Source organism: Desulfococcus multivorans, assembly GCF_001854245.1.
GTDB lineage: Bacteria > Desulfobacterota > Desulfobacteria > Desulfobacterales > Desulfococcaceae > Desulfococcus > Desulfococcus multivorans.
Genome location: NZ_CP015381.1, coordinates 1,360,001 through 1,372,646, shown reverse-complemented (window position 1 = coordinate 1,372,646; position 12,646 = coordinate 1,360,001). Strand labels below are relative to the sequence as shown.

Genomic DNA, 12,646 nt, shown 5'->3' with positions numbered 1-12,646 from the left:
TCGCGACACGGACGACATTCATGGAGACGGCAGATAGGGAGTGATATCCTTTACGTATCCGGTCAACACCTTAAACCCTCCGGTCGTCAGGGCCGAAACGGCACGGTCGCCGTCTGCCGAAGGCACCCGCATCACCAGGTGATACACCCCCGGGACCCCCTTGTCCGGCCATGCAAAAAGGCTTAAAATGTTGACCTTCTTCTCTTTCAGGATATTCGTGATCTCCGCGACGCTCCCGATGCGGTCCCGGTCGACAAGCACGACGAACCGTCGGCTATCCTGATCGATACCGATGGCCGACAGGAGCACGCCCATGACATCGGTCGTGGTGATGATCCCCACCAGTCGATCGTCTTCCATGACCGGCAGCGACCGAATTCGATTCTCCTGCATGAGAAGAGCCGCCCGCTCGATGGTGGTGTCGGGTGAAATAGAAATAATTTTTCGGATCATCACCATATCGACGGTCAGGCGGCTTAGAAGGTAATTCAGTTCATGGACGCTGAGGGAAGTCGCCGGAGAGGCCCAACTCTGCTTGATATCCCTGTCGGAAATGATCCCTTTGAGACGGCCTTTTTTATCGACCACCAAAAGATGGTCGATACTTTTTTCGACGAGAATGTCCCGCGCCTCGGCGACGGGCGTTTCCGGCGTCACGGTAACGAGATCTGTATGCATGACCCTGCCAACATACATATCGGTTCTCCTCCGGGTTTGTGGTTTGAAAAGGGCTTTGCTTCCCGCCTCATCCATCCGGGAGGCAGGTCCTCGGCATCAACAAAATAAACGTCGAATGTCGTCAAGACAAACATGGCCGGATCCCATAAAACAAAGCGGCTTTCTCCTCGGGTAGCAGAGTTCAATGGATCCTGGTGAAATATGAACGGGCATCGGCGCTCATCGCGCCGCCATATCGTTTCTTATCAGAGTATCTGGCTTAAAAAGAGCTTGGTCCGATCGTGGGTCGGATTCCTGAAGAAATGCTCGGGGGTCCCTTCCTCAACGACGGCACCGTGATCCATGAAGATGACTCGATCGGCCACCTCCCGTGCAAACCCCATCTCATGGGTCACCACCACCATGGTCATACCTTCCCTGGCCAGGGTCTTCATGACATCCAGCACCTCGCCGATCATCTCAGGATCCAATGCCGATGTCGGTTCGTCGAAAAGCATGATCTTAGGGTCCATGGCCAGTGCCCGGGCGATAGCGACCCGCTGTTGCTGTCCTCCGGAAAGTTGATCCGGGTAGACGTTGGCCTTGTCCTGGATCCCGACTTTTTTAAGGAGGATCATGGCCCGGTCGAGCGCTTCCTCCTTCCCGCGCTTCCGGACCACTCGTTGGGCCAGAGTGACATTCTCCAATACGGTCTTATGGGGGAAGAGGTTAAAGGACTGAAACACCATGCCGACCTCCGTGCGAACCTTATTAATGTCGGTTTTGGGATCCAGAATATCGACACCGTCAATGAAAATATGCCCCTCGTCCGGAACCTCCAGGTGGTTCAGGCAACGAATGAACGTACTCTTGCCGGATCCCGACGGACCGATGACCACCACGACTTCCCCTGCTTTGACCGTGTTCGAGACATCGACCAATGCGCGGACCTCATGGGGAACGATAAAGGTTTTCGATATATTCCTGACATCAATCACTATACCAGGGTCCTCCTTTCCAGATACTGCACCCACATGGAAAGCGAAAAGGTGAGAACAAGATAAAGAAGAGCGCACACGAACCAGAGTTCGAAGGGTTGCAAACTGGTGGTTACCACCTCTCGTGTGGCTTTGCTGAGCTCCCGTATGGCGATGATCCCCAGCAACGAGGAATCCTTGATGAGGCTGATGAATTGACCGGCAAGGGGAGGCAGTATACGACGCATGGCCTGAGGCAGGATGACATGGACCATTGTCTGACCATAAGTCATCCCCAGGGATCGGGCCGCTTCGGTCTGCCCGCGGTGGATGGATTGAATGCCGGCGCGGACCATCTCGGCGACATAGGCGCCCGTAAAAAATGCCAGGGCAGCAACGCCGAACCACAGGGGCGGAATGGTGATGCCGACCTGTTGTTTGATGAGAAGTGTGTTGATCAGCGTTCCGAGAACAAAATACCAGATAAAAATCTGCACCAGTAACGGCGATCCCCGGATCAGTTCGATATATGTAATGGCGCTCCACTTCAAGGCGGGATTGGTGGATATCCTGGCGAGTCCGGCGAACACGCCGATCAGGATTCCGAAAAAAATGGCGATCAGACTGACCTTGATGGTAATCCACAACCCCAACAGGAGAATGCCAACCTTCCACGTTTTGTAGGAGGCAAGCGTGTCGCCGACAAAAATCAGATCGCCGTCGCTGACCTGTACGGTCCGCGTCGGAGCGCTATAGGTTTCTTCCCCGTTGTCTCCCTTGACGGTGATGGAAACACCGTCCCCCGCATACGTTATGGCCGTTACCTCCCCGGCAATCTCCGATCGAATTTCAATGTCTTCCTGGTAATAAAAATATCTGGGGATTCGATACCAGCGCCACACATAATCGATCTGGGCAGCGGCATAATACAGTCCGGCAATGGCGGCGGCCAACAGCAAAAAAAATACCGTAGCCCATGTAAAATACGATCTTTTCTGCCTTAGCTTTTGAAGCGTCAAGGTTGAGTTCATCTATATGTTTTTCTTTTGGGCGGTTTCGGCTGATCACAACCCAGGTCCGGATAGCGAAATTCCGGACCTGAATCTCGACAGACACGTCCGAGCCTGTAAAGGATCTGAAATTACTTCACGTTCTGGTACCAATCGGTGCTTTTGATCCATTTGTTGTAAATCTGATCATATCGACCGTCGTTTTTGACCTGCCGCAGGAAGTTGTTCAACCAGTTCAAAAAATCAGGATCACCTTTGGTGATAGCCCATGCCAGGGGTTCATAGGTAAACGGCTCATCCAGAAACACCAGGTTGCCGCTGCCTTGTTGTGCCATGATGACAACGCAGTTGGGCTGATCGTAAACATAGGCATCGGCCTTGCCGTTGATGACCTCGAGAACGGCCTCGGTCTCGGTCTCGAAGGATTTGTAGGTGCATTTGGGAATGTAGCGTTTCACGGCCTGCTCGCCGGTCGTACCGAGCTTGGAGGTGACGATGTATTTGGAATCGTTCAGATCCTTGTAAGAGGTTATAGCGCCTTCATGCTTTTTGTTGAGCAAAATCGCCTGACCGACAACGATATAAGGATCGGCAAAATTCACTTTCAGATTTCGCTCCTGGGTGACGGTCATGCCGCTCATGATGATATCGAACTTCCCGGTAATGAGTGAAGGAATGATGCCGTCCCAGGCAGTGTTGACCGGAACGAATTTCACGCCCATGGCCTTGGCCATCATCTTGGCCATGTCGATGTCGAAGCCGACGAATTCCCCCTTCTGGTCGGTCATTTCAAACGGCATGTAGCCCGCCTCGAAGCCCACCCGAAGTTCGCCTTTCTGGAGGATTTGTTCAATGGTCGATTTTTTCGCCAGATCGATATCCGCCGCCCACGAGGACCCAATCGAACTCATCAACAACGCCAGCACCAAGATCGCTCCAGTGTGAAAATTTCGCTTCATCGACAACCTCCTTGATAATGATTTAAGTAGATTACATCTATTTATAACGCCCGCCTCACAAAGTAAATGGTTTTTTGAGAACGAATACGAGACTGATAACTCAACTTTCGACTTTCATGATGGTGACCGGAAAGCGGTGCCGGGAGGATACGGCTGTGAAAGTCGGAGGTTAGATGATAACACAACTTCCTGATTTTTAGTAGTAATTTTAAAGACTCTTGACAGGATATTTATGAGAGGATAAAATATTCAAGTATTTTAGTCATGTCTGCCGCCTATCATTTTCATGAATCTCGTAAAAGCCCTGCCGGTAAGATCTGCGGAAACGGCGATAGACGAACGCCCGCTTCATCTCCCACGAGATGTCGATCGTGCAGGATCTTGAGTATGCCTAACGCCATGGAGGAAATCGATGCCCGAGAGCACATCACCGCCTATTGAAAACGTCCTTGAAACATCCGAAGCCCGGCGGGCAACAGGAAACGTCACCTCGGCCCTCATCGAACGAACGGGATTTGAGCCGCCGAAATGCAAGGTGTTTCACGCGCCTTACACCACGTTGGAAACTGACGACACCTATACCTTTCGAATCGACAGAGAAGCAAAGACCAAATTGTCCGGCATCATCGGCAATCGGGTCCAGCGTGTCGTTGAGACCGACAACCCGGCCCATCGGGAATCTTATGAAAAGCCAAGAAAAATCGGCATCGTCTTTTCAGGCGGGCCGGCACCCGGAGGGCACAACGTCATCGCCGGCCTTTTTGATGCGGCGAAAAAGGCCAACCCGGACAGCACGATCTATGGTTTTCTCATGGGGCCGGACGGGATTATCGAAAACGAAGCGATCGAGTTGACCCGCGACACCGTCGACCGGTACCGCAACATAGGCGGATTCTCCATGATCAAGACCGGCCGGACGAAAATCGACACGCCCCAGAAAATGACACTTTCCCGACAAACCTGTAGACACCTTGGACTGAATGCTCTCGTGGTTGTCGGCGGAGATGATTCCAACACCAACGCCGCGTTTCTGGCCCAGGAGATGTTGGCGGACGGGATCCAGGTTATCGGGGTTCCCAAGACCATCGACGGGGATATCCAGGTCAGAGACGATGCCGGCAACGTCCTGTGTGCCATGTCTTTCGGTTTTCACTCGGCTGCGAGGGCTTTCGCAGGCGCAATATCGAATCTATGCACCGACGGAAGCTCGGATGTCAAATACTGGCATATCTGTAAGGTCATGGGGCGGGTCGCAAGTCATCTGGCTCTGGAGGTCGCTCTCCAGACCCATGCCAACATGACGTTCATCGGGGAAGAACTGGCCGATTATGTCGACACGGCCCGTCTTGAACGAGCGGAAAAAACCGGAACCATCGACTACACGGCTTACGGCATGACGCTCCGCAATCTCTCCCGGGTGATCTGTGAGGGGATTGTCCGGCGGGCGGCAGTGGGAAAAAATTACGGGGTAATGGTGATCCCCGAGGGCATACTGGAATTTATCAATGAAATTCAAATTTTTATCGTTAAACTCAATACCATCATCGCCGAATACAACGCAACCCACGACGTGAGCTTCCACCAGGATTTTCCGCTTCTGGCGGACAAACTCGAATACCTGAGGCGCCTGGCCCAACGGTCCAGAGACGAGAGCGCCTTCACTGTCTGGAACACCCGCGATGAGGACCTGTTCAACGATATTCCGGACTTTTTCCAGGAAGGCCTCCTCATGGAAAGAGACAGCCATGGAAATTTTCCCTTCTCACAGGTCGAAACCGAGAAGGTGTTAATGGACCTGGTCAAGGACTACCTCAAGATTCTTCAGGAACAAGGGCATTACCGCATCGGCATCCGCAGGGACTACTTTATCAAAACCCTCAGGGCAGGCGGTATGGATCCCGAAACATACGGCCATGTGCTGTTTTCCAACTGGGAAGACGGCGAATACCTCCTGATGAAGGCGGATATCATCTCCCTCAAGACCCTCAAACAAGCCCTCCTGAAGGAAGATGCCATGGAGGAAGGCAGGGAGATTCCACCACCCATTCAGAAAATATACAAAAAATCGGTTCCCGACTTCAAAATACAGACCCATTTTTACGGCTACGACGGCCGAGGAAGCGATCCCACCTATTTCGACTGCTTATACACCTACAATCTGGGTCTTACCGTCTTCAGTCTGATTGCCAACGGGGCCACCGGCCAGATGGCCGCCATCAAGAATCTGGAGCATGCTCTGTCGGATTGGGAGCCCATCGGCATTCCCATCGCCCCATTGATGCATCTTGAGGAACGAAAAGGGAAATTGGCCCTGGTCATCGAGCGCAGCATCGTCGATCTCGAGGCCGTCGCGTTTCAGGCCGTTAAGGCAAATCGGGAATCATGGTTGGCTGCGTTTCCCGGAGAGGATAACTACCGACACCCCGGGCCCGTGAGACTGTCCAGCGAAATCGACGAAAGTCGACCGCTCACGTTGCTCTTGAATGCTCTGTCTCGTCGGTCTATGGACGTTTAAGAAAATGCTCTTTTGCACCGTTGTCGCATCGTGCCGCAGCATTCCGAAACGGATCTTTTTCATTGACAGATCACATCTGTTTACCTTATAACATATATTATTATTTATTTTTTTGTATTATTATAAAAAGTTAGATTATCCGTTATAGTTGAATCACCAAACCCGTCATCTATGCGAGGAACGAGAAAGGAGCTTTCTCTGATGCCCCAGGACGCCCCCTTGGAAAACCCCGAAAATTCGGAATCCGAGACGAGGCTCCCTGGCCCTCGCCAAACGGAATGGGATCGGTATCTCAATGAATCGCCCCCCGAAAAACCGACGGGTTTCGTCGGCGAGGGCGATCATCACATCCCGGGAGGAACTGAGGAGAAGGTCCAGGTGACAGGCGACCGCATCAACGAAGATGATCTTGCCATATCCTCGAAGGCAGAGGCTATAACGCCCTTTGAGCAAAAACTGGAAGACATCACCAACCAGTTGTCCGTCCTCCGGAAGGAATTTCAGGTCAAAATCAAAACGGATGCCCACAAGGACAAAATCATCGATAATCTGCACGAGGAACTCCAGCAATACAAAAGCAATCATCTCAAGAAATACTTTCTGCCGACAATCATGGATATCATCCAATTTATCGACGGAATGCGAAAGATCACTCATTATCTGACGCTCCATCAATTGGATGACAACACGCCTCAACAGGCGACGAAACTGATCAATCTATTGAAATCCATTCCTGAAGATCTCGAAGATATCTGTTGCAGACAGGGAATCAGACCCTTCAAATGCACTGACAACACCTTTGACCCGAGTCGACAGAGAATTCTCAAAAAACTCGACACGCCGGATAGGGCAAAGGACAAAACAGTTGCAGAAAGCCTACGCCCGGGGTATGTATGGGACGGCGAGGTCATTCGACCGGAGATGGTATCGGTCTATATTTATAGAACGCCGGAATTGGAAAAGAAAGCGGGGGACAGCGATGAGTGGTCATCCAAAAAGAATATTTGGTATTGATCTCGGTACCACATACTCTTCCATCGCATGCGTTGACGAATACGGGAAAACCGTCGTCATCCCGAATTCGGAAAGTCAACGGCTGACCCCGTCAGTGGTTTTCTTCAACGGAAACAATATCATTGTCGGCGATATCGCAAAGGAGAACTCAAAGCTCTATCCCAACGATGTCGTGAGTTTTGTCAAACGCTCAATGGGAGAACCCAATTTCATTTTCGAACATAATGCCGTACGCTATCGTGCCGAGGAGATTTCGAGCTTTATCATTCGAAAAATCGTTCAGGATGCCGAACACTATCTGGGATTATCCGGAACGGAAAATCTTGTCATAACGTGTCCGGCCTACTTCGGCATCAATGAACGAGAAGCGACAAAAAGAGCCGGTGAAATTGCCGGATTCGACGTCCGGCAGATCATCAATGAACCCACTGCCGCCGCGATTGCTTACGGTTCGATTGAGACAGATGAAGAGCGCGTTATCCTTGTATATGATCTGGGGGGAGGCACCTTTGACATCACCATGATCGACATAAAGCCGGATGAGAGTATCGAAGTCATCTGCACAGGAGGCGACCACAACCTCGGCGGCAAGGATTTCGACGATCGGGTGATCGCTTACCTTGTGGAAGAATTTCAAAACCAGACCGGTATACGGGAGGATATCCTCGCGGATGCCGATACCTGTCAGGACTTGCAGCTGTCGGCTGAAAAAGCGAAAAAAAATCTCACGCAGTTGGAAAGCACCAAGGTTCTGATCACTCACGGCGGCGAACGCATCAAGCTTCAATTTGAACGCAAGGTGTTTGAACGTCTGACCCAGGATCTCCTCGAAAGAACGATCGCCCTTACCCACGATATGCTCGAAGAAGCTGTGAAGAAGGGATACAAACACTTCGATGAAATCATTCTGGTCGGAGGATCGACCCGGATGCCTATGGTGGTTCAACGGATCAAGAAGGAATTTGGTATAGAACCAAAACTTTTTGATCCGGATGAAGCTGTCGCCAAGGGGGCTGCCATCTATGGTTGGAAACTGTTTCTGCAAGATGAGGTTCGAGAGCATATCTCACAGAAAACAGGAAAAAAGATTCATGAGCTTGAAGATTTCAGCGCACTGGACCTGGACGACATAATTGAGGAAGTTGAACAACTCGTCGCCAACGACACCGGATACTCCATCGAGGATATTCAAAACGCGAAACTCAAAATCAAAAACGTCACCAGCAAAAGCTTTGGTGTGGTCGCACATGACCAGAATGGCAATGAAATTGTCTATAACCTTATTCTCAAAAACAACGATGTTCCCGTGAACACCAAAAAAACATTCGGGACGGCGGTTGACAATCAAGAGATTGCCTCGATTCAGATCATGGAAAACGAAGAAAATGATGTTGTCGCGACTTTGGAGAACTCCATACTTATCGGAACGGCGGTTCTGAATCTGCCGCCCGATATCGCTGCCAATACCCCAATAGAGATTATCTTCAAACTCAATCGGGAAGGCCGCATGGAGATAACGGCGGAAGAGATGAGCGACGCGCATCGATCCGTCAGTGTGACCATTGAAACCCGATCGGTAATTCGAGGAAAAGAGTTCGAAGAAGCCAAAGCGCGAGCCAAACACATTGTTGTCATATAGCCAACTCTCTTTATCCCCTTTCGCATAGCACCACGCCCTTCTCTGATGGTTCATGACAACGATTATCGGAGCAAAGGCGCCGTTTTTCAATTTCGATACTGCCAAACCTGACACACTCCATAAACATACAGACGTGAATGAATGCCATCGATAGGCCAATCCATGGACGTTAAAAACTATTACTTTATTTTGGAGCTTTCCATCGATCCTCCGGAAAATGACCCAAAGGTCATTGAGGATGCGATCCAAAAAAAGCAGGCACTTTGGAGTCGTCTTCGTAATCATCCGACCAAAGGTACCCAAGCACAACACTACATGGGGCTCATCCCCGAAATCCGAAAAATCATGATGGACGATGCCCTTCGGAAAAAGGAGGCTGAAGCGGCCAAAGACCTTCTGATCGAGCACGAAAAAAAATCCAACATCAAAATCGATCGACATATCGCTCTCCTGTTGAGCAAAGGACACATCACCAATGATGAAATCTCCAAACTGGCTTGCCTGAATGGGGTTTCCAGGGAATGCATTCAGGAGCGGCTTGCGCAAAAACAACATCTTTTTCTCATCAACTATGTCATCGAGGAACTGATCCGAACCGGGAAAACCGATCCGAAATATCATAAGCGTCTGATTAAGGAGTTTGCTCTGACACCGGAAAAAGCGTCAGAGTGGATTCAAAAAAAAGAAGACGAAAAAAGAAGGAAAATAGACACCTATCTCAAACGCTGCAACCGGAGAGGCTATATTGCTCGACAAGAGATAACGGCTCTGTCCCGGCTTTATCTGATATCCGAGGACAATATTGTCCGCCGAATACGGTGCGTCATCAAGAAAAACGCTTCGCCTCTTCGAGACCGACCTGAACCGCTGGAAAAAAGCACAGAAAAGCTCATCGAAGACAACTTGAAACTCGTCGGGAAATCCTCTCTCTATGATTTTTTGGATGTTTTACCGAGCGCAGATTTGAGTATTTTACAGGAAAGGGCCCACGACAAGGAGATAGAGATCCGGAAAATCGGACAGAAGGATGCCAGGACGACTGCCGGCGGAACGCTGGCGGGACATTGCATATTTATCTTCAAAAGCGAGGAAAACCGGAGCGCCTACGATCGCAGTTTGACCTTGTCGCGTCTCAAGGAACTCGAGGCGGACATGGATATCACGGGCATCAGCAAAAAAATCCATGCGGAATATTTTTCAATTCTGATGAAAAACGCTCTCAAACTCGGAATGGATATTGATGAAGCGAGATTACATATTGAAGGGTATTTACGCAAAAGAAACCGGAAAATCGAGAAACCCAAGCCGTTCATTGCCAAACGGCGGCCCGTATTCCTTCGCCCGATCCCCATCATTGCAGCAATGGTTCTGGTATCGGCATCCGTCTTTTTTTTCATTACCGCCAAAAAGAAGCTGCTGGCCCAGGAATTCAGAAATGTCATAGCGCGTTCGGAGCAACTACGAAAACCGGAACAAAAGGAGACGATTTTTCGCGCGTTTCTGGAGAAATATCCCAAAAGCGATTTTACGCCTGAAGTGGAAAGCATGCTGCTATCCGTTCAGAAGATTATCGAAGACCGGGATTACCATCAGGTCCTCACAGAGTCTGAAACTCTCATCCAGAGCGGGCAACTGCCCATGGCCAAATCGCTTTTTCGCCGATATCTCGAGAAATATCCAGGCGGACACCATCAAGAAGCAGCGAAAACAAGACTTCTGGAAATTACCAACACGTTGGAAGAACGAAACTACAAGATCCTCCAGGAAAAACTCACGGACTGTGAAGCGCAGGAAACCTGGAGGGATTGCATTATACTCTGCAGCCATTTCATTGAAAGATATCCCCAAGCCGAGCGCACTGAAAATGTCGCGATGCTGAAAACAAAATATGAGAAGATCCTGCAAAGCCAATCAGAGTTGGTGTCCATGAAACAGGATGCGGAAAAAAAAGGACTCGATTTTGAAGGGGCCAGACAAATATATCTATCGTATCTTGAACTCAATCCGGAACTGCCCTTGGTCATCAAAAAAACCATCGTTGACGAAATACGCCGCTACGATCGGCAGATCGAGACCTTCAAGCAGGCGGAGCGGAATTGGAAGCGCCTTTCGGCGGACATCCCCAACGATCGATCGAACCTCACGAAACGTATCCAGGATATCAGGAGCTTTATCTCCAAATATCCTCAGGACTGGTTCGGCGAAGAAGCACGATATCTATTGATCCAGATGGAAAAACTGGAGAATTTGAAAAACAGGCAACATGAAACAGAAAGGGAAATACATGACTGGAAAGCGGTGACAACCTATGTTCAAGACCGCCGGACAAGCCTGTCGAATCGCATAGCCAGGGTCGAGACCTTTATCCGAAACCATCCCCAGGGCAGTTATACTCCAAAAGCGAAAATCATTCTCGCCGCTCTCGTCAAACACAAACAGATCGAGGAGCGTCAACGTCGCCGGGATATGAGCAATGCCGTCCTGAAATCCGAAGAGAAGCACCGGATCAGCCAATGGCTGCGAAGCGCTGGAATATCCTTTATCGACAACAAAAACGGTACGGCTACAGACCGGCGAACCGGATTGACGTGGTGCCTTTTCGATACGACAGATACGGGCAATCAATGCATTACCCACCGTGAAGCGCTTCAATATGTCAAAAATCTCAACGCTGGGGGATATAACGACTGGCGCATCCCTTCAGTGGAAGAGTTGCAGATTATTCTTCAAGCCCAAACCCCGTTTCCCGTAAACCGTACCCATTTTTTCTGGACATCGGAACTCTTCTGGCATGGCTGGAACAAAATGGCCTATGTCTTCACCCCCGACAGCACCCTGAAATGGAAAAAGGAATCCAAAAAAATCGAAAATTGCGGGTCGGTACTGGCGGTCAGATAAGATCTTGAATCCAGTGCTACCGGAATAACATCAACACCTCGGATCCCCATGGGTATTTATCGTCCGATCCTGAGTTCACCATTCCTGACCGATACCGCGTGGGGGGGGGGGGGGATGGGTCGACTTGCGCCGGCACCGGGCGCTGAATGCCGAAATTTGAATTATGATATATTGAATCGAAGTCAAATCGCCCATTTGAGCAGAACACTTCCCCAAGTGAAGCCGGCGCCAAAAGCGGTAAGAAGCATCCAGTCATTCTTTTGAAAACGATGCATCTGATGCGCTTCAGACATGGCAAGCGGAATAGTTGCGGCGGTTGTGTTACCATATTTTTCAATATTGATAACAACCTGCTCCGAAGTCAAACCAAGCTTTTTCGCGACGGCATCGATGATCCGATAATTGGCCTGGTGAGGAATCAAATGATGTAGATCATTTCCTGTCAATCCATTTCGCTTCAACAATGCTTCCGATACATTGGTCATGCCCTTGACGGCATATTTGAAAACGGTCTTACCGTCCTGATAGACGTAGTGCATCCTTTTCCTCACCGTTTCCGCTGTTGCCGGATGCAGGCTGCCGCCGCCTAGAACGTTCAGATATTCCACACCAATGCCGTCCATATGAAGGTCAAAATCAACAATGCCTAAATCATTGTCTTCGGATCGTTCGAGAAGCACCGCTCCTGCGGCATCGCCAAAGATGACGCAGGTGTTCCGATCTTCGTAATTGATGATACTGCTCATCTTATCAGCCCCGATCACCAGAGCGTTTTTATATCTTCCCGTTTCTATAAACTGCGATGCCGTAGCAATGGCGTATATGAACCCTGTACATCCGCCGTTCAGATCGAACCCCCAGGATCGATTGGCGCCCAATTCTTTCTGGACGATGGCGGCAGCGCTCGGTACGGTCATATCGGGGGTGATGGTCGCTAAAATGATCAACTCGATGTCTTCCGGTAAAACGCGGCTGTG

Annotated in this window: 9 protein-coding genes (1 of these 9 only partly in view); 4 read left to right on the top strand and 5 right to left on the bottom strand. The window is 50.1% G+C overall.

Features of this window, described 5'->3' with window-relative positions; translation table 11 throughout:
• Nucleotides 1-18 precede the first annotated feature (18 nt).
• From dmul_RS05910 to dmul_RS05895, 4 genes are all read right to left on the bottom strand, one after another.
• Complete coding sequence (locus dmul_RS05910) at nt 19-696, bottom strand: CBS and ACT domain-containing protein (protein WP_020878135.1); 678 nt, start codon at nt 694-696, stop codon at nt 19-21.
• Between the two features lie 227 nt (nt 697-923).
• Nucleotides 924-1,655, bottom strand: coding sequence for an amino acid ABC transporter ATP-binding protein (locus dmul_RS05905; RefSeq protein ID WP_020878136.1), 732 nt, complete (start codon nt 1,653-1,655; stop codon nt 924-926).
• Nucleotides 1,655-2,665, bottom strand: coding sequence for an amino acid ABC transporter permease (locus dmul_RS05900; RefSeq protein ID WP_020878137.1), 1,011 nt, complete (start codon nt 2,663-2,665; stop codon nt 1,655-1,657). The genes dmul_RS05905 and dmul_RS05900 overlap by 1 nt, the downstream gene beginning before the upstream one ends.
• 110 nt (nt 2,666-2,775) lie before the next feature.
• Nucleotides 2,776-3,603 carry a transporter substrate-binding domain-containing protein gene (locus dmul_RS05895; protein WP_020878138.1) on the bottom strand — a complete coding sequence of 276 codons (828 nt, stop codon included), beginning with the start codon at nt 3,601-3,603 and terminating at the stop codon, nt 2,776-2,778.
• Nucleotides 3,604-4,015: 412 nt separating this feature from the next.
• Here dmul_RS05895 and dmul_RS05890 point away from each other — a divergent pair, with 412 nt between their 5' ends.
• The 4 genes from dmul_RS05890 (at nt 4,016) to dmul_RS05875 (ending at nt 11,669) form a co-directional block, all read left to right on the top strand.
• Nucleotides 4,016-6,118, top strand: a complete 2,103-nt coding sequence (locus dmul_RS05890) for a 6-phosphofructokinase (RefSeq protein ID WP_020878139.1) — start codon at nt 4,016-4,018, stop codon at nt 6,116-6,118.
• Nucleotides 6,119-6,319: 201 nt separating this feature from the next.
• On the top strand, nt 6,320-7,132 hold the full coding sequence (locus dmul_RS05885) for a nucleotide exchange factor GrpE (RefSeq protein WP_020878140.1): 813 nt from the start codon (nt 6,320-6,322) through the stop codon (nt 7,130-7,132).
• Nucleotides 7,098-8,771, top strand: coding sequence for an Hsp70 family protein (locus tag dmul_RS05880; protein ID WP_020878141.1), 1,674 nt, complete (start codon nt 7,098-7,100; stop codon nt 8,769-8,771). The genes dmul_RS05885 and dmul_RS05880 overlap by 35 nt, the downstream gene beginning before the upstream one ends.
• A 162-nt stretch (nt 8,772-8,933) precedes the next feature.
• Complete coding sequence (locus dmul_RS05875; RefSeq protein WP_020878142.1) at nt 8,934-11,669, top strand: Lcl C-terminal domain-containing protein; 2,736 nt, start codon at nt 8,934-8,936, stop codon at nt 11,667-11,669.
• Between the two features lie 182 nt (nt 11,670-11,851).
• Here dmul_RS05875 and dmul_RS05870 read toward each other — a convergent pair whose 3' ends face one another.
• Nucleotides 11,852-12,646, bottom strand: the 3' portion of a protein-coding gene (locus tag dmul_RS05870) for a beta-ketoacyl-ACP synthase III (RefSeq protein WP_020875466.1). Its footprint extends 192 nt past the window's final position; the window shows 795 of its 987 coding nt (coding positions 193-987); its start codon lies beyond the right edge, outside the window; its stop codon occupies nt 11,852-11,854.

Coding starts and splice junctions, on each gene's coding strand:
- dmul_RS05910 (WP_020878135.1), bottom strand. CDS start 696: ATGTATGTTGGCAGGGTCATGCATACAGATCTCGTTACCGTGACGCCG.
- dmul_RS05900 (WP_020878137.1), bottom strand. CDS start 2,665: ATGAACTCAACCTTGACGCTTCAAAAGCTAAGGCAGAAAAGATCGTAT.
- dmul_RS05895 (WP_020878138.1), bottom strand. CDS start 3,603: ATGAAGCGAAATTTTCACACTGGAGCGATCTTGGTGCTGGCGTTGTTG.
- dmul_RS05890 (WP_020878139.1), top strand. CDS start 4,016: ATGCCCGAGAGCACATCACCGCCTATTGAAAACGTCCTTGAAACATCC.
- dmul_RS05885 (WP_020878140.1), top strand. CDS start 6,320: ATGCCCCAGGACGCCCCCTTGGAAAACCCCGAAAATTCGGAATCCGAG.
- dmul_RS05880 (WP_020878141.1), top strand. CDS start 7,098: ATGAGTGGTCATCCAAAAAGAATATTTGGTATTGATCTCGGTACCACA.
- dmul_RS05875 (WP_020878142.1), top strand. CDS start 8,934: ATGGACGTTAAAAACTATTACTTTATTTTGGAGCTTTCCATCGATCCT.